16 protein-coding genes are annotated in these 17,012 nt (G+C 69.6%); 6 read left to right on the top strand and 10 right to left on the bottom strand.

What is annotated here, in order from left to right:
- Positions 1-78: 78 nt before the first annotated feature.
- Positions 79-2,007 (top strand): aminodeoxychorismate synthase component I, encoded by a 1,929-nt coding sequence (gene pabB / locus A2G96_RS19290; RefSeq protein WP_062801663.1) that lies wholly within the window; start codon positions 79-81, stop codon positions 2,005-2,007.
- Between the two features lie 8 nt (positions 2,008-2,015).
- Here the strand turns inward: pabB and A2G96_RS19285 are convergent, their stop codons facing one another.
- The 9 genes from A2G96_RS19285 to A2G96_RS19245 form a co-directional block, all read right to left on the bottom strand.
- Entirely contained in the window at positions 2,016-2,714 is a 699-nt protein-coding gene (locus A2G96_RS19285) for an ATP-binding cassette domain-containing protein (protein WP_062801662.1), read from the bottom strand.
- Positions 2,711-3,409 carry an ABC transporter permease gene (locus A2G96_RS19280; RefSeq protein ID WP_062801661.1) on the bottom strand — a complete coding sequence of 233 codons (699 nt, stop codon included), beginning with the start codon at positions 3,407-3,409 and terminating at the stop codon, positions 2,711-2,713. Before A2G96_RS19280 ends, A2G96_RS19285 begins: the two co-directional genes overlap by 4 nt.
- Positions 3,410-3,413: 4 nt before the next feature.
- Positions 3,414-4,235: a 3-methyl-2-oxobutanoate hydroxymethyltransferase gene (gene panB, locus A2G96_RS19275; RefSeq protein WP_062801660.1), complete on the bottom strand. Its 822-nt coding sequence runs from the start codon at positions 4,233-4,235 to the stop codon at positions 3,414-3,416.
- Positions 4,236-4,337: 102 nt separating this feature from the next.
- Complete coding sequence (locus tag A2G96_RS19270) at positions 4,338-4,979, bottom strand: deoxynucleoside kinase (protein ID WP_062801659.1); 642 nt, start codon at positions 4,977-4,979, stop codon at positions 4,338-4,340.
- Between the two features lie 56 nt (positions 4,980-5,035).
- Positions 5,036-5,575: a 2-amino-4-hydroxy-6-hydroxymethyldihydropteridine diphosphokinase gene (gene folK / locus A2G96_RS19265; RefSeq protein ID WP_062801658.1), complete on the bottom strand. Its 540-nt coding sequence runs from the start codon at positions 5,573-5,575 to the stop codon at positions 5,036-5,038.
- Complete coding sequence (gene pcnB, locus A2G96_RS19260) at positions 5,576-7,105, bottom strand: polynucleotide adenylyltransferase PcnB (RefSeq protein ID WP_062801657.1); 1,530 nt, start codon at positions 7,103-7,105, stop codon at positions 5,576-5,578.
- 1 nt (position 7,106) lies between these two features.
- Entirely contained in the window at positions 7,107-7,781 is a 675-nt protein-coding gene (locus A2G96_RS19255) for a histidinol-phosphatase (protein ID WP_062801656.1), read from the bottom strand.
- 74 nt (positions 7,782-7,855) lie between these two features.
- The gene (gene hda, locus A2G96_RS19250; RefSeq protein WP_062801655.1) at positions 7,856-8,563 is read right to left on the bottom strand and encodes a DnaA regulatory inactivator Hda; all 708 of its coding nucleotides are present in this window, start codon (positions 8,561-8,563) and stop codon (positions 7,856-7,858) included.
- A 66-nt stretch (positions 8,564-8,629) separates the two neighbouring features.
- Positions 8,630-9,700, bottom strand: a complete 1,071-nt coding sequence (locus A2G96_RS19245) for an AI-2E family transporter (protein ID WP_062801654.1) — start codon at positions 9,698-9,700, stop codon at positions 8,630-8,632.
- A 191-nt stretch (positions 9,701-9,891) separates the two neighbouring features.
- Here A2G96_RS19245 and purM point away from each other — a divergent pair, with 191 nt between their 5' ends.
- The 5 genes from purM to A2G96_RS19220 all read left to right on the top strand — a co-directional run bounded on the left by purM (position 9,892) and on the right by A2G96_RS19220 (position 16,210).
- Positions 9,892-10,944, top strand: a complete 1,053-nt coding sequence (gene purM / locus A2G96_RS19240) for a phosphoribosylformylglycinamidine cyclo-ligase (RefSeq protein WP_062801653.1) — start codon at positions 9,892-9,894, stop codon at positions 10,942-10,944.
- Between the two features lie 271 nt (positions 10,945-11,215).
- Positions 11,216-12,544, top strand: a complete 1,329-nt coding sequence (locus tag A2G96_RS19235) for an MFS transporter (protein ID WP_062801652.1) — start codon at positions 11,216-11,218, stop codon at positions 12,542-12,544.
- 42 nt (positions 12,545-12,586) lie between these two features.
- Positions 12,587-14,023, top strand: coding sequence for a dihydropyrimidinase (gene hydA, locus A2G96_RS19230; protein ID WP_062801651.1), 1,437 nt, complete (start codon positions 12,587-12,589; stop codon positions 14,021-14,023).
- 42 nt (positions 14,024-14,065) lie between these two features.
- Positions 14,066-15,457, top strand: coding sequence for an amidase (locus tag A2G96_RS19225; RefSeq protein ID WP_062801650.1), 1,392 nt, complete (start codon positions 14,066-14,068; stop codon positions 15,455-15,457).
- Positions 15,458-15,466: 9 nt separating this feature from the next.
- The gene (locus A2G96_RS19220) at positions 15,467-16,210 is read left to right on the top strand and encodes an aspartate/glutamate racemase family protein (RefSeq protein ID WP_012353775.1); all 744 of its coding nucleotides are present in this window, start codon (positions 15,467-15,469) and stop codon (positions 16,208-16,210) included.
- Between the two features lie 37 nt (positions 16,211-16,247).
- Here A2G96_RS19220 and A2G96_RS19215 read toward each other — a convergent pair whose 3' ends face one another.
- Complete coding sequence (locus A2G96_RS19215) at positions 16,248-16,991, bottom strand: GntR family transcriptional regulator (RefSeq protein WP_062801649.1); 744 nt, start codon at positions 16,989-16,991, stop codon at positions 16,248-16,250.
- Between the last annotated feature and the right edge of the window lie 21 nt (positions 16,992-17,012).

Raw genomic sequence — 17,012 nt, 5'->3', positions numbered from 1 at the left:
CCATGCCTGCGCCGCGCGATAATGCATGCCGGCGCCCTGTCGGTACGCCGGCAATCCTGTTTTCCCTGAAGATTTCCCGTGGTAGCAAGCATCCAGCGCCCCCCCTCACCCCCAGCCCCTCTCCCGCAAGCGGGAGAGGAGAGCACGCAAGCGGGCGGCGTTGACGCCTTCGTCCTGCTCGACGACGCCACCGCACCCGCCGCACAACCCGCATCCCGCCTCTACACCGGCTTCGTCCACGAAGACCTGCTGCCGCCCGGCAGCGACATCGCCCGGCTCGACGCCATGCTTGCCGAAGGCTGGCGCCAGGGCTGGCACGCGACCCTGTTCGCGCCCTACGAATTCGGTGGTGCGCTGGTCGATGCGCCGGTGCATACCGGCAACGCCATGCCGTTCCACGACGGCGCGCTGCGCCTGCTGTGGTTCCGAGATTTGCAGCGGCTCGATGCCGCGGCGGTGGCGGCGTGGCTGCAGGCCCATGCGCACCCGCAGCCGGCGGGCCTGATGGATATCGCTTCCGATACTTCGCGCGCGGCCTTCGACGACGCCATCGCGCGCATCCACCAGTGGATCGAAGCCGGCGACACCTACCAGGTCAACTACACCCAGCGCCTGCGCTGCGAGGCCTTCGGCGATCCGGTGGCGCTGTACGCGGCGCTGCGCGCCGCGCAGCCGGTGCCTTATGGCGTGCTGGCGCGGCTGCCGGATAACGCCATGGTGCTGTCGCTGTCGCCCGAGCTGTTCGTGCGCCACGACGGCCAGGGCCATCTGCTGACGCGGCCAATGAAGGGCACCGCGCCGCGCGCTGGCGATGCCGCGCGCGATGCGCAGGCCGCCGCCGCGCTGGCCGCCGATGCCAAGAACCGGGCCGAGAACGTGATGATCGTCGACCTGCTGCGCAACGACCTGGGCCGCATCGCGCAGCCGGGCAGCGTGGCGGTGCCCGAACGCTTCGCGGTGCAGCCGTTCGGCGCGGTGCTGCAGATGACCTCGACCGTGACCGCGACGGCGCGGCCCGGCACCGGCTTCGGCGCGCTGATGGCGGCGCTGTTCCCGTGCGGCTCGATCACCGGCGCGCCCAAGCGGCGCACCATGCAGATCATCACCGAGCTCGAGCGCGCGCCGCGCGGGCTCTACACCGGCGCGATCGGCTGGATCGAGGCGCCGTCCGGCGCGGCCATGGCCGGTCCGTTCGCGCTGTCGGTGGCGATCCGCACGCTGGTGCTGGCACCGCCCGCGGCCAGCGCGCTGCGCGCCGGCGAGATGGGCGTGGGCGGCGGCATCGTCCATGACAGCGTGGCGGCGGAGGAATTCGCCGAATGCGGCTGGAAGGCGCGCTTCCTGACCCGGCACGATCCCGGCTTCACGCTGTTCGAGACCCTGCGCGTGCAAGACGGCGCGTGCCCGCACCTGGCGCGGCACCTGGCGCGCATCGGGGCGTCCGCGCGGGCATTCGGCTTTGCCTTCGACGCCGGCGCCGCGCGCGACGCGGTGGCCGCGCAGGTGGCAACACTGGGCGCCGGCAGCTGGCGCCTGCGCCTGAGCGTGGACAAGTCCGGCACGCTGTCTTTCGCCAGCGGCGCGCTGGCACCGCTGCCGGCGGGGCCGGTCGGTGTCGACCTCGCGCCGGACCTGCTGCCGCTTGCCGACCCGCTGCGCCGCCACAAGACCAGTGCGCGCGCGCTCTTCGATGCCGGCTGGCAGGCCGCCGAGCGCGCCGGCGGCTTCGACCGGCTGTTCTTCAACACCCGCGGCGAACTGCTCGAGGGCGGGCGCAGTTCCGTGTTCGTGCGCATCGATGGCCGCTGGCTGACGCCGCCGCTGTCGGCCGACATCCTGCCGGGCGTGATGCGGGCGGTGGTGCTGGAGACGGGCGGCGCGGCGCTCGGGGCGCCGGGCGAGCCGGTCGAAGAAGCGGTGGTCACGCGCGCGATGCTGGCGCGCGCCGAGGCCATCGTGCTGGTCAACGCCCTGCGCGGCGTGATGCCGGCGAGGTTGCAGGCCTGAGCTGGTGGCTAAGGGTGGTGGGTGTCGAGCACGCCGTCGCCCAGTTTCCAGCGCACCACGCCCGGCAGGTTGATCAGCTCGCGGTCGTGGCAGATCATCACCACGGTGCGGCCTTCGGCGGCGAGGTCGCCGACCAGCGCGATCACCTGCTCGCGCGCATGGCCGTCGAGGCTTGAGGTGGGTTCGTCGAGCAGCAGCAGTTCCGGCTCCAGCACCTTGGCGCGCGCCAGCGCGACGCGCTGGATCTCGCCGCCGGACAGGTATTCGGGCGCGGTGTCCTGCAGGTGCGAGACCCCGGCCCAGCCCAGCGCCTCGCCCACGCGCAGGTCGATGTCATGGCGCGGCAGGCCGCGTGCGCGCAGGCCGTAGGCGATGTTCTCGCGCACCGAGGTGCGGAACAGGTAGGGATGCTGGTGCAGGTAGGCAATGCGCCGGCGCAGCGCCGGCGGCAGCGGCGTCAGCGCCGCGCTGTGGGCGTGGCCGTGCGCATCGGTCCAGTGCGCGACCGCGCCGGGCGCGGGCTCCAGCCCCGCCAGCATGCGCAGCAGCGTGGTCTTGCCGGCGCCGTTCATGCCGGTCATCACGATCGCGGTGGCGCGCGGGATCACCAGCGTGTCGATCGCAAACAGCTTGCGCAGGCCGATGCTGCGCGCCAGCCCGCGCACGATCAGCAGCGGGCCGTGGTCGGCGGCGACGGTCGGTGTCATCGGCGAAAGCCTCCGGCACCCTGCAGCCAGGCCATGCCGATATTGACCAGCAGCGCCAGCGCCACCAGCACCAGGCCCAGCGCAATGCCCTGCGCGAATTCGCCCTTGCTGGTTTCCAGCGCGATCGCCGTGGTGATGGTGCGGGTCGAGCCCTCGATATTGCCGCCGATCATCAGCGCCGAGCCCACTTCGGCAATGACCCGGCCAAAGCCGGCGACCACCGCCGCCATCAGCCCGAAGCGCAGTTCGCGCAGTACCGTGACGAAGGTGCGCCAGCGGCCGGCGCCCAGCACCCAGGCGGTTTCGCGCAGGCGCACGTCGGCGCCCTGCAGCGTCGACAGCGCAAACGCCAGCACCACCGGGAAGCCGATCACGGCCTGCCCCAGCACCATGCCGGCCGGGGTGAACAGCAGGTGCAGGCTGCCCAGCGGCCCCTGGCGCGTGAACAGCAAATAGAGGATCAGCCCGACCAGCACGGTCGGGAACGACAGGAAGGCCTGCGCCACCACCACCACCGCGCGCCGGCCCGGGAACTGCCGCGTGGCGATCAGCCAGGCCGCGGCGATGGCCGGCACGGTGGCAATGGCCAGCCCCAGCACCGCCACCACCAGCGAGGTCCAGACGATGAACCACAGCCCGGCGTCGCCGCTCGCCAGCAGGCGGAAGGCTTCGGCGGTGGCGCTGCCGATCTCCACCGCGTCAGGCGGAGAAGGTGTGCTCGACGGCGGGGAAGCTGCCGTCCTTGACGGCGGCCACGTAGGCGCGCACCGCGGCCTCGATCGACGGCTGGCCGTCCATGAAGTTGCGCACGAACTTGGCCTTGCGGCCGGGATAGATGTTGAGCATGTCCTGCAGCACCAGCACCTGGCCCGTGCAGTCGGCGCCGGCGCCGATGCCGATGGTGGGCACCGCCAGCGACTGCGTGATCTCGCCGGCCAGCGCGGCCGGCACCGCCTCCATCAGCACCACCTGGGCGCCGGCGGCCTGCAGCGCGAGCGCGTCGCGCCTGAGCTGGGCCGCGCCGGCGTCGGTCTTGCCCTGCACCTTGAAGCCGCCCAGCGCGTGCACCGACTGCGGCGTCAGGCCGATATGCGCGCACACCGGGATGCTGCGCTCGACCAGGAATTTCACGATCGGCGCCAGCCAGTCGCCGCCTTCGAGCTTGACCATCTGCGCGCCGGCCTTCATCAGCGTGACGGCGCTGGCGAACGCGGCTTCCGGGGTCGGATAGGTGCCGAACGGCAGGTCGGTCAGCAGCAGCGCGGTCTGGTTGCCGCGTGCCGCGCATTCGGTGTGGTAGGCCATCTGTTCCAGCGTGACCGGCAGCGTGGTCTGCTGGCCCTGCATCACATTGCCCAGCGAGTCGCCCACCAGGATCATCTCGACGCCACAGTAGTCGAGCAGCGCGGCGAAGCTGGAGTCGTACGCGGTCAGCATGGCGATTTTCTCGCCGGCGTCACGCATCGCCTGCAGTTTGGGAATCGTGATGGTCTTGCGGGAGGGATCGAGGAGGTAGCTCATGGCAGTGCCCGTGTAGGACGGCCTTGCCGGTGCCGGGAGGGCTGCCCGCACGGCAACGACAGCCGTCGTTATTGTGTTGTGTCTGGCAGGCGAGGGGGCCTGTCAGGGCGCGGCGAGATTGAGAAAGGCCTTGCGGCCGCGCATGTTTTCGATGCGCGACAGTAGTGTACGGAAATCGTCGTCATTGTCCACCGGATTGAAGTGGGCGGTGTCGACCACCAGCACCGGGGCGTCGTCGTAGCGGTGGAACAGTTCGCCATAGGCGCCGGCCAGGCGCTGCAGGTAGTGCTCGTCGATGCCGGCCTCGCCGGGCTCGCCGCGGCGCACGATGCGCTCGCGCAAGAGCGACGGCGTCGCCTGCAGCACGATCACCAGGTCGGCGCGCTGCGGCGGCAGCGCCAGCCGGGCGGCGATGGCGTCGTAGAGGGCCAGTTCATCCCCGGACAGCGTCAGCGCGGCATGCAGGCGGTCTTTGGCGATCAGGAAGTTGCTGACCATGCGCTGGCCCGAGGCGACGCCCGCCTGCCACTGCTGCAGCTGCACCGCGCGCTGGGTCAGGCACCACAGCTGCAGCGCCAGTGCATGGCGCGCGGGGTCGCGGTAGAACGGCTCGAGGAACGGGCTGCGGCGGGCGTGGTCGGGCAGTTCCTGCGCCTGCAGCGTGCGCGCCAGGCGATGGGCCAGCGAGGTCTTGCCCGATCCGACGGGGCCTTCGACGACAATGCGGCGCAGGTGATCGAGCATGGCGCTCCGGGCGTCAGTGAGGAGGATGGCAGCGCCGCGGGCGCCGTCGCGCGGGATCAGCCGGGCGTGCCGCCATTGCCAGGTTCGCCGGCGGCGGCCTGCATGCGCAGGCACTTGCAGGTGGAGACCTTCTCGATGCGCTGCGCGCCCACGCCGGCCAGGTAGTCCGCGGCGCGGCCGCGCCCCGGGATCGCCAGCGCGGCGTCCAGTTCCAGCAGCGGCACCAGCGTGAAGGCGCGCTCGGTCAGGCGCGGGTGCGGCACGGTCAGGTGCTCGTGGTCGTGCTGTTCGTCGCCGAACAGCAGCAGGTCCAGGTCGAGCGTGCGCGGCGCGTTGCGGAACGGGCGCTCGCGGCCGAACTGGTCCTCGATGTGGTGGCAGATGCGCAGCAGCTGCGCTGCGGTGAACGAGGTCTGCACCTTGACCACCGCGTTGTAGTAGTCGTCGCCGCCGGCATCGACCGGCGCGGTGCGATAGAGCGAGGAGCGCGCCAGCACCGTGATGCCGACCTGCTGGGCCAGGCACACGATGGCGTCCTTGATGGCCTGGCGGGCATCGCCAAGATTTGCGCCGATGCCGATGAAGGCGAGAGTCATTTACGTTTCCTCCGGCTGGCCGGGGACGGCATGTGCTGCCTCGCCCGCGTCCGAGTCGCTCCGGGAAGAAACTTTATCCGATTTCCGCGGACCGCGCCGGCGGCGCTTCTTGCGCGCCGGGCCTTCGCCTTCCGCGCCCTGGGCGCCACCCTGGCCCCCACCCTGGGCGCGCGTGCTGCGCACCGCGTCGATCAGGTCTTCGCGCTCGTGCGGCTCGGCGTTCTGGAAATCGTTCCACCACGCGCCCAGCTCTTCCGGCAGCTCGCCGGACTGGCAGCGCAGCACCAGGAAATCGTAGCCGGCGCGGAAGCGCGGCGACTCCAGCAGCCGGAACGGCATGCGGCCCACGCGCTTCTCGAAGCGCGGCTGCATGCCCCAGATATCGCGCATGTCGATGACGAAGCGGCGCTGGATCGCGAGCTGGCCGGTCTGCTTTTCCAGCACCGTGTCCATGGCCGTGTTGAGCGCGGCGATGGCGTGCTCGCCCTCGTCGCGCAGCTGGTTCCAGCGCTGCAGCACGTGGTGCCACAGCAGCGCGGCGAACAGGAAGCCCGGCGACACCGGCTTGCCGGCCTGCACGCGGCGGTCGGTGTTGTCCAGCGCCAGCTGCACGAAGCGCTGGCCCATGGGCTGCTCCAGCGCCACGTCCAGCAGCGGCAGCAGGCCCTTGTGCAGGCCCGCCTTGCGCAGCTCCTGCAGCGAGGCCCAGGCGTGTCCGGACATCAGCAGCTTGAGCATCTCGTCGAACAGGCGCGCGCTCGGCACGTTGTGGATCAGCTCGGCCAGGCCGGCGATCGGCAGGCGCGTGGCCTCGTCGATGTCGAAGCCGGTCTTGGCGGCGAAGCGCACCACGCGCAGCATCCGCACCGGGTCTTCGCGGTAGCGCGTGGCCGGGTCGCCGATCATGCGCAGCAGGCGCGCGCGGATGTCTTCCATGCCGTGATGGTAGTCATGCACGGTCTGCGCGGCCGGGTCGTAGTACATCGCGTTGATGGTGAAGTCGCGGCGTTCCGCGTCTTCGGCCTGCGAGCCCCACACGTTGTCGCGCAGCACGCGGCCCGAGGCATCGATCGCATGGGTCTTGCTGTCGAGCTCGGCGCGCTTCAGGCGCCGGCCTTCGGGCAGGGTCTCGCTGGCGATGGCGTCGACCAGCGCGCGGAAGGTCGAGACCTCGATGATCTCCTGCTCGCGCCCGCCGTAGAAGGTCACGTGCACGATCTGGAAGCGCCGGCCGATGATGCGCGAGCGCCGGAACAGCGACTGCACCTGCTCGGGCGTGGCGTTGGTGGCGACGTCGAAGTCCTTGGGCTTGATGCCGAGCAGCAGGTCGCGCACGGCGCCGCCGACGATATAGGCCTGGTAGCCGGCCTGCTGCAGCGTCGAGGTGACCTTGACGGCATTGCGCGACAGCAGCGTCGGGTCGATCCGGTGTTCGTCGACGTTGACGATGCGCGGCGTATGGGCGCGGCCGGTACGGCGCTGCTTGGGGCCGGGTTTGCCCAGCAGCCGGGTAATGAGCTTCTTGATCACGTCAGAACAGATCCATGATGCGCCAGCCGGCCGCGGCGGCGTGGTGGCGCAGGCGATCGTCCGGGTTGGTGGCGATCGGCTCGGAGACCTTTTCCAGCAGGGGCAGGTCGTTGGCCGAGTCGCTGTAGAAGGTGGTGGTCTCGAAGTTGTCCCAGCCCGCGCCCTGGGCCTTGAGCCAGGCCTCGACGCGGGTGATCTTGCCTTCGCGGAAGCTGGGCACGCCGAAGACCTCGCCGGTGAACTGGCTCTCGGGCTTGCCGTCGACGGTGGCCGGCTCGGTCGCGATCAGGTGCTTGATGCCGAAGGCGGCGGCGATCGGCGCGGTGACGAAGCTGTTGGTGGCGGTGACCACGGCGCACAGGTCGCCGGCCTCGAGGTGCTTGTAGACCAGCGCGCGCGCCTGCGGCGTGATCACCGGGTCGATCACCTCGTGCATGAAGCGCACCCGCATGGCATCGAGCCGGTCGCGCGGGTTGGCCGCCAGCGGCGCCAGCGCAAAGCGCAGGAAGGCCTGGATATCGAGCGTGCCGGCCTTGTAGTGGCCGTAGAACTCATCGTTCTTCTGCCGGTAGATTACCTCGTCGACGACGCCCAGGCGGACCAGGAAACGGCCCCATTCATGGTCGCTGTCGGTCGGGATCAGGGTGTGGTCGAGGTCAAAGAGTGCCAGATTCATGGGCGGCGATTTTACCTGAAGGCAGGATGGGGGTAGGGGAGCATCGGTGCCGGGGAGGGGCCGTGGGCCATCGCCTAATCCCGGAATTCGGCGAACATCTCGCGCAGCAGCGGCAGCGTGACCGGCCGCTTGCGCTCGAGCGAATAGGTGTCGAGCGCGTCCAGCAGCGCCATCAGGCTGGGCATGTCGCGGTAATGCCGCGTCACCAGCCAGTGCGTGATCTCGGGCGACAGCTGCAGGCCGCGCTCGCGTGCCGCATGCAGCACGGCGGCCTTCTTGTCGTCGTCCGACAACGGCGCGACCTGGTACACCAGGCCCCAGCCCAGCCGGGTGCGCAGGTCTTCGCGCACCGGCATCGCGCGCGGCGCCAGGCCGCCCGCCACCACCAGCGCGGTGCGCCCGTGCGCGCGCACCTCGTTGTAGAGCGAGAACACCGCGATCTGGCGCGCCTCGTCGAGCAGCTCGACGTCATCGACGGTATAGAGCTGGCACCACGGGTCGAACATGAAATCGGACAGCGGGTGGTGCGGGCTCAGGTAGCGGCAGCGGATGCCATGTTGCGGCCCGGCCTCGCACACCGCATGCAGCAGGTGGGTGCGGCCGCAGCCGACCTCGCCCCACAGGTAGATCAGGCGGTCGCTGGCATGCTCCTGCGCCAGCGCGGGCGGCAGCTCGCGCAGCCGCTGCACCGCCTCGCGGTTGGACGCCACCACGAAATTCTCGAAGGTCGAAGGCGGCGGGCTGCCCAGCTCGAGCGACAGTTGCTTGGGACGCGGGGACATGACGTATGGCTAACTTCGGCTTAGATTCGTGGAGCTGCAGCGGGTGGCGGGCAGTGGCAGCAGCCGTTATTTTCGATAGAGATCGCTGGCCAGGTAAACCCGCCGCAGCTGGCGCGCCCCCACCAGCAGCACGGCGCAGGTCGGCAGCGCCAGCAGCACGCCGAAGAAGCCGAACAGCTGGCCGAACGCGAGCAGCGCGAAGATCACCACCAGCGGGTGCAGGCCGATGCGCTCGCCCACCAGCCTTGGGGTCAGGTAGAAGCTCTCGATGAACTGGCCGAAGCCGTAGACCACCGCCACCGCGGCCAGCCCGTACCAGTTGCCGAACTGCAGCAGCGCGGCCAGGATCGCCATCACCAGCCCGACGCCGAAGCCAATATACGGGATAAACACCGCCAGCCCGGTGAAGACCCCGACCGGCACGCCGATATCGAAGCCGGCGATGGTCAGCCCGATCGAGTAGATCGCCGCCAGGATCACCATCACCAGGATCTGGCCGCGCAGGTACTGCGACAGCAGCGCGTCGGTCTCGTTGGTCAGCTCGCGCACCTTGGGCACCCAGCGGCGCGGCACCACGCCCTCGATGCGGCGCATCACCATGTGCCAGTCCATCATCAGGTAGAACATGACGATCGGCACGATAAAGACGATGCCCGCCACCGTGATCAGCGCCGAACCCGACATCTTGACGTAGTTCAGCAGCACCACCAGCAGGTCTTCCGGGCTGGCGGCGAAGCGGTCCGACATCATGTTGCGCAGGCCGGGGAAGTCGAAGCGCACGCGCACGCCGAACTCGGCCAGCCGCGGCGACACCACCGAATTGAGCTTCTTCAGCAGGATCGGCAGTTGCTCGCGCACCTGCGGGATCTCGCGCTGGAGCACCGCGATCAGCAGCAGCACCAGCATCACGCAGACCACCGTCAGCAGCAGGATCATCAGCGTCACGCCGATCGCGCGCGGCACGCGGCGGCGCTGCAGCCAGTCGACGCCGGGGTTGAGGATATAGGCGAAGATGAATGCGAACAGGAACGGGGTCAGCACCGGCGCCAGCGCGATAATGGCGGCGAACAGCGCCACGGCCACGACGATCCACAGCAGGATGCGCTTGGCCTCTTGGTTCAACAGCGGGGCATTCATCAGGGGTTGCAGGAGGGCGGCAGCGCGGTTTGCGGCGCGATCTCGCCGGAAACTGGAAGCGGGGGGCCTCTATCCGTTAAAATTGCGATTCTACTGGACTCGCGCCCGCCTTCCGATGCCACGCGCCGGAAGCGACGGTGGCCCGAGCGCCGAATTCCTCACTTTATTTCCTCCAGGACAAGCAGGTTCCCATGAGCGCATCCCCGACCGCCGGCCAGGCAGGCCTTTCCTACCGCGACGCCGGTGTTGACATCGATGCCGGCGACGCGCTGGTCGACCGCATCAAGCCGTTCGCCAAGCGCACCATGCGCGAGGGCGTGATGGCGGGCATCGGCGGGTTCGGTGCGCTGTTCGAGCTGTCGAAGAAGTTCCAGGAGCCGGTGCTGGTGTCGGGCACCGATGGCGTGGGCACCAAGCTCAAGCTGGCGTTCCAGCTGAACCGCCATGACACCGTCGGCCAGGACCTGGTCGCCATGAGCGTCAACGACATCCTGGTGCAGGGCGCCGAGCCGCTGTTCTTCCTCGACTACTTCGCCTGCGGCAAGCTCGACGTCGACACCGCCGCCACGGTGATCCAGGGCATCGCCCGCGGCTGCGAACTGGCCGGCTGCGCGCTGATCGGCGGCGAGACCGCCGAAATGCCGAGCATGTACCCGGACGGCGAATACGACCTGGCCGGCTTCGCCGTCGGCGCGGTCGAGAAGAAGAAGATCATCGACGGCAGCACCATCGCCCCGGGCGACGTGGTGCTGGGCCTGGCCTCGTCGGGCGCGCATTCCAACGGCTACTCGCTGGTGCGCAAGATCATCGAGGTGGCCAAGCCGGACCTGAACGCCGACTTCCACGGCCAGCGCCTGCAGGACGCGATCATGGCGCCGACCCGGATCTACGTGAAGCCGCTGCTGTCGCTGATCGAGACGCTTCCGGTCAAGGGCATGGCCCACATCACCGGCGGCGGCCTGACCGAAAACGTGCCGCGCGTGCTGGCGCAGGACGTCACCGCGGTGCTGCATCGCGATGCCTGGACGCTGCCGCCGCTGTTCCAGTGGCTGCAGGCACAGGGCCGCGTCGCCGACGACGAGATGCACCGTGTCTTCAACTGCGGCATCGGCATGGTCGTGATCGTCGCCAAGGAAGACGCCGAACGCGCCATCCGCCACCTGCAGGCCGCCGGCGAAGCCGTGTGGCAGATCGGCGAGATCCGCGAGCGGGCCGAGGGCGAGGCGCAGACCATCGTGATCTGACGCTACTTCAGCATCGATAAAAAAAACGGCGCATGCCTTCGGGCATGCGCCGTTTTTTTTGCCGTGCGATATCTAGGTGTTTACCCGCAACAATATCCAGCATGCATATGCATCCTCACTGACAAACAATATTTCGCTTGATTGTATGGCGGTTTATGGCCTAATGTACTGAGCAAAGGCGAGGCACATGCATGCCTCGTCGGAGACAACCCGGCGCGACGCCAGCGAACGGCGCGCACCGGACCGGCCAGGGACCATTGGAGGATCCACCATGCAAGCAGTCAGCATCGACGCCGCGGACAACGGCGCGTCGGCCAAGAAACAGTCAGTCGCGCGAGTTGCCGGGGCCAGCCTGGCCGGCACCACGCTCGAGTTCTACGACCACTTCATCTACGGATCGGCCGCCGCGCTGGTCTTCCCCAAGCTGTTCTTCCCGCAGAGCGATCCGCTGACCGCGACGCTGCTGTCCTTCGCCAGCTACGGCGTGGCGTTCGTGGCGCGGCCGCTCGGTGCTGCGATCTTTGGCCACTACGGCGACAAGATGGGCCGCAAGTCGATCCTGATCATCACGCTGCTGATGATGGGCCTGGCCACCTTCGGCATCGGCCTGCTGCCGACCTATGCCACCGCCGGCGCGCTGGCGCCGCTGCTGCTGGTGCTGCTGCGCGTGGTGCAGGGCCTGGCGCTCGGCGGCGAGTGGGGCGGGGCGGCGATCATGGTCAACGAGCTCGATCCGGAAGGGAAACGGCGCGGTATCCTTGGCAGCCTGGTGCAGCTGGCGGCGCCGATCGGACTATTGCTGGCCAACGGCATCTTCGCGCTGGTGACCTGGCAGGTATCGGAAGAAGCCTTCCTCAGCTGGGGCTGGCGCGTGCCGTTCCTGCTGTCGGCGCTGCTGGTGGGCGTCGGGCTGTATATCCGTTCCAACGTGCGCGAATCCGGCATGTTCGAGAAGCTGGAGGAATCGCATGCCGAAGCACGCGCGCCGATCATGGAAGTGCTGCGCAACTACAAGAAGCAGCTGCTGATCGCATTCGGCGCGCGGCTGGGCGGCGACATCGCCTTCTACGTCTTCACGCTGTTCCTGCTGTATTTCGTGCCGACCAAGCTCGGCCTGCCCAAGAGCATCGCGCTCAATGCCGTGCTGCTGGGCGCGGTGGCGCAGATACTGTTCATCCCGATCGCCGGCCTGCTGGCGGACCGCATCGGCCGCCGTCCGGTGCTGATGATCGGCGGCATCGGCGGCGCGGTGTGGGCGTTCGTGTTCTTCGCCATGGTCAAGACCGGCAGCCCGGCGCTGATCATGCTGGCCTCGTTCGTCGGCATGGTGCTGGTGTCGTTCATGTTCTCGCCGCTGGCGTCGTTCCTGCCCGAGCTGTTCGCCACCCGGGTGCGCGTGACCGGCGCCTCGCTGGGCTTCCAGTTTGCCGGCGTGTTCGGCGGCGCGCTGGCCCCGCTGATCGCCGTGGGCCTGCTCGACCGCTTCGGCAACACCATGCCGGTGGCGCTCTACCTGGCGGCGGTGTGCGCGCTGATCGCGGTGGCGGCGTTCGCGGCGCGTGAAACCGCGCGCATGCACCTGGCCGACGCCGACCGCTGAAGCGCGGCCGCTCTCTCCTAGTCCTCACAACCAGACCGTACCGTGAAACAGTTCGACCTCATCATCCGCAACGGCACCGTGGTGACCGCCAGCGACACCATGCAATGCGATATCGGCATCGCCGGCGGCCGCATCGTGCAGCTTGGCCACGACCTGGGCGAGGCCGCGCAGGTCATCGACGCCAGCGGCAAGCTGGTGCTGCCGGGCGGTGTCGACGCGCACTGCCACCTGGACCAGCCGATGCCGGACGGCCTGCGCATGGCGGACGACTTCCGCACCGGCTCGGTCTCGGCGGCGTGCGGCGGCACCACCACGGTGATCCCGTTCGCCGCGCAGGAAAAGGGCCATTCGCTGCGCGCCGCGGTGGCCGACTACCATCGCCGTGCCGGCGGCAAGTCGGTGGTCGACTACGCCTTCCACCTGATCGTGGCCGACCCGACCGAGGCGGTGCTGAACGACGAGCTGCCGGGCCTGATCCGCGAAGGCTATTCGTCGTTCAAGGTCTACATGACCTACGACGACCTCAAGCTGAACGACCGCGAGATCCTCGAGGTGCTGTCGGTGGCGCGCCAGGAAGGCGCGCTGGTGATGGTGCATGCCGAGAACTCGGACTGCATCGCCTGGCTGACCGACAAGCTCGAGGCCGCCGGCAATACCGCGCCGAAGTTCCACGCGCTGGCGCGGCCGATGGCGATCGAGCGCGAGGCCACGCACCGCGCCATCACCTTCTCCGAGCTGGTCGACGTGCCGATCCTGATCGTCCATGTCTCGGGCAAGGAAGCGGTCGAGCAGATCCGCTGGGCGCGCAACCGCGGCATGAAGATCTTTGCCGAGACCTGCCCGCAGTATCTGTTCCTGACCGCCGAAGACCTCGACCAGCCCGGCTACCACGGCGCCAAGTGCGTGTGCAGCCCGCCGCCGCGCGACCGCAGCAACCAGCAGGTGATCTGGGACGGCTTGGCCGACGGCCTCTTCACCATCTTCTCGTCCGACCATGCACCGTTCCGCTACGAAGACGCGCAGGGCAAGAAGCCCGGCGGCCAGGAGGTCCCGTTCCAGTACATCCCCAACGGCATCCCCGGACTCGAGACGCGGCTGCCGCTGCTGTTCTCGGCAGGCGTGGTGGGCGGCCGCATCTCGGTCAACCAGTTCGTCGCGCTGACCTCGACCAACCCGGCCAAGCTCTACGGCCTGCATCCGCGCAAGGGCACCATCGCCATCGGCGCCGATGCCGACCTGGCGATCTGGGATCCGCGGCGCGAAGTGACGATCCGCAACGAGGAACTGCACCATGCCGTCGACTACACCCCGTACGAGGGCCTGCGCGTGACCGGCTGGCCGGTGACCACGCTGGTGCGCGGCAAGGTGGTGGCGCACGAGGGCGAGCTCATGGCCGAGGCCGGCCACGGCGAGTTCCTGCCGTGCGGCCTGCCCGAAATGGCGCGGCCGCGCTACCGCACCTCGGGCGGCAGCCTGTAAGCGCCGCCTTGCGCGATCGATACTTTGACCGACACTGTAGACATGGAACTGACCAACCGCCTGGATGCCGCCACCATCGCGGCCCGCGTCGCCGCCGGGCGCCTCGACCCCGCTGAGGTAACGGCGGCGTTCCAGGCGCGCATCGCGGCGCGCAACGACCAGCTCAACGCCGTCTTCGAACAACGCCAGGAGCTTGTCGATGCCGACCTGGCGCAACTGCGCGCGCGCCTGGCGCAGGGCGAGCGCCCGCTGCTGGCGGGGGTGCCGGTGATCGTCAAGGACGTGATCTGGAGCCAGGGCCGGCGCGTGACGCAGGGCTCGCAGCTGTACCGTGACTTCATCGCGCCCGCCGACGCGATCGCGGTCGAGCGGCTGCGCCGCGCCGGTGCGATCGTGCTCGGCATGGGCAACACCTCGGAGTTCGCCTGCAAGGGGCTGACCACCAACAAGGTCTACGGCCTGACGCGCCATCCGCTCGATGCCACGTTGACCGCGGGCGGCTCGTCCGGCGGCTGCGCGGTGGCGGTGGCCGCGGGCATGGCGCCGCTGGCGCTGGGCACCGATGGCGGCGGCTCCAGCCGGCGCCCGCCCGCGCATGCCGGCGTGGTCGGCTTCAAGCCCTCCTACGGCGCGATTCCGGATTCGGTCGGCTTTGCCCATGCCTTTAACGGCATCCAGGTGATTGCGCCGATCACCCGCACCGTCGCCGATGCCGAGCTGATGTTCGAGGCGCTGGCCGGCGCCGATCCGCGCGACCCCGACACGCTGGGCTTTGCGCTGGCCGCGGCGCGGCCGCTGCATACGCTGAAGATCGCGGTCAGCCCGCGCCTGGGGCTGGACACGCCGGTCGACGACGATGTCGCGCAGGCCTTCGACCAAGCCGTGGCGCGCCTGCAGGCCGCGGGGCTCAGCATCGAGCGCGCCGACCCGGTCTGGCCGCAGGGCGCCGACGAGGCCGCGCTGATGCCGCTGCAGCATGTCGGGCTGGCCCATCTCTATGGCGAGGCCTGGCGCCGCGACCCGGAAGTGTTCGATGCCGACATCGCGCGCCAGATCGAGCGCGGCCTGGCGTGGACCGGCGCCGAGGTGGCGCGCGCGCGCGAGGCCAGCCGACAGATCGCGCTGGCGGTGGCCGGCTTCTTTACCCGTTACGACCTGCTGCTGTGCCCGACCACGCCGTGCGTGGCATGGCGCAATGACCGCCTGGGGCCGGAGCGCATCGGCGGCATCGCGGTCGAGCCGCGCGCCCACGCGGTGTTCACGCCCTTCTTCAACCATGCGCTGGCACCCGCGATCTCGGTGCCTTGCGGCAGCGGCCGCGACGGCCTGCCGGTGGGCCTACAGATCGCGGGCCCGCGCGGTGCCGATCGCAGCGTGCTGGCCGCCGCCCGGCTGGCCGAAAGCCTGCTGGCGTCCCTAGTCAACCCTGCCTGATCCCCTGACATGCGAATCCTTGTCCTGAATCCCAACACCAGCGAAGGCATCACCGCGCGCCTGATGGCCGCGGCCACCGAGGCCGCCGCGCCCGGCACCGAGCTGGTGCCGCTGACCGCCAGCCGCGGCGTGCCGTATATCGCCACCCGCGCCGAGGCGCAGATCGGCGGCGCCATCGCGCTGGAAATGCTGGCCGAGCACCACGGCCAGTTCGATGCGGCGGTCATCGCCGCTTTCGGCGATCCCGGCCTGATGGGCGCGCGCGAGCTGTTCGACCTGCCCGTGGTGGGCATGGCCGAGGCCGCGATGCTGTCGGCGTGCATGCTGGGACGGCGCTTTGCCATCGTCACCTTTGCGCGGGCGCTCGGGCCCTGGTACGAGGAATGCGTCGACATGCACGGGCTGCGCGGCCGGCTGGCCGGCATCCGCATGCTCGACGGCAGCTTTGCGTCGGTGTCGGACGTGCAGGAAGAGAAGGAAGCCGTGCTGGTGGAACTGGCCAACCGCGCGGTGGTGGAGGACGAGGCCGATGTGGTGATCCTGGCCGGCGCGCCGCTCGCCGGCCTGGCCGCGCGCGTGCGCGACCGCATTCCGGTGCCGGTGGTCGACCAGATGGCCGCCGCCGTCAAGCAGGCCGAGGCGCTGGTCGCGCTGCAGCCGCGCAAGGCCACCGCGGGCACGTTCCGCCGCCCCGATGCCAAGCCCACGCTGGGTTTGCCGGCGGCGCTGGCGGCGCGCATCGAGCACCGCTAAGCCGCGCCGCGGCTTGCGTTCAGGCTAACGCCGCGGCTCAGACCGCGGCGAACACCGCTTCCAGGTCGACCTTTTCCTCGGCCGGCAACTCCAGCCGAAGCGTGCTTTCGACGTGGCCGAGGTGCTCGCTCATCAGCCGCGCGGCGCGTTCGCCGTCGCCGGCTTCCAGCGCATCGACGATATCGTCGTGCTCGTGATGCGGGCACGACGGCACGCCCGGCGCGTCATACAGCGCGATGATCAGGCAGGTCAGCGAGCACAGCTCGCGCATATACTTGCCCAGGTACTGGTTGCCCGTCATTTCCGCCAGCTTGCAGTGGAACTCACCCGACAGCCGGATGATGGCGCGGCGGTCGTTGCTGTCGCGCGCCTGCGCTTCCTGGCGCGTGGTTTCGCGCAGCGCGCGCACGCCTTTCGCACTGATCGCGCTGGCCAGGTCGCGCACCAGCGCTGGTTCCAGCAGGTGGCGCGAATGCAGCACCTGGCGCGCTTCGGCCACGCTCGGGCTGGAGACGAAGGTGCCGCGGTTGGGATGCACGGTCAGCACACCCTCGTGCGCCAGCTTGGCGAAGGCCAGCCGCACCTTGGTGCGGCTGACGCCGAACACACCGCCCAGCTTTTCCTCGACCAGCTTGGTGCCCGGCGGCAAGCGGTGCTCCCAGATCGCGGTCAGGATGCGGTCGGCGATTTCCTCGACCGATGCGCCGCGCGTGCCGTCCGCGTCGGTCTCAGGGAGTCCGTCGGCGGCGGGGGCGGGCGGTTCGGCTTTGGTGCGTGGCATGGCGGTTGGCGCGGTCCGGAA

Origin of the sequence: Cupriavidus nantongensis (assembly GCF_001598055.1) — a bacterium.
Lineage (GTDB): Bacteria > Pseudomonadota > Gammaproteobacteria > Burkholderiales > Burkholderiaceae > Cupriavidus > Cupriavidus nantongensis.
This window is presented reverse-complemented; position numbering and strand designations above follow the sequence as displayed.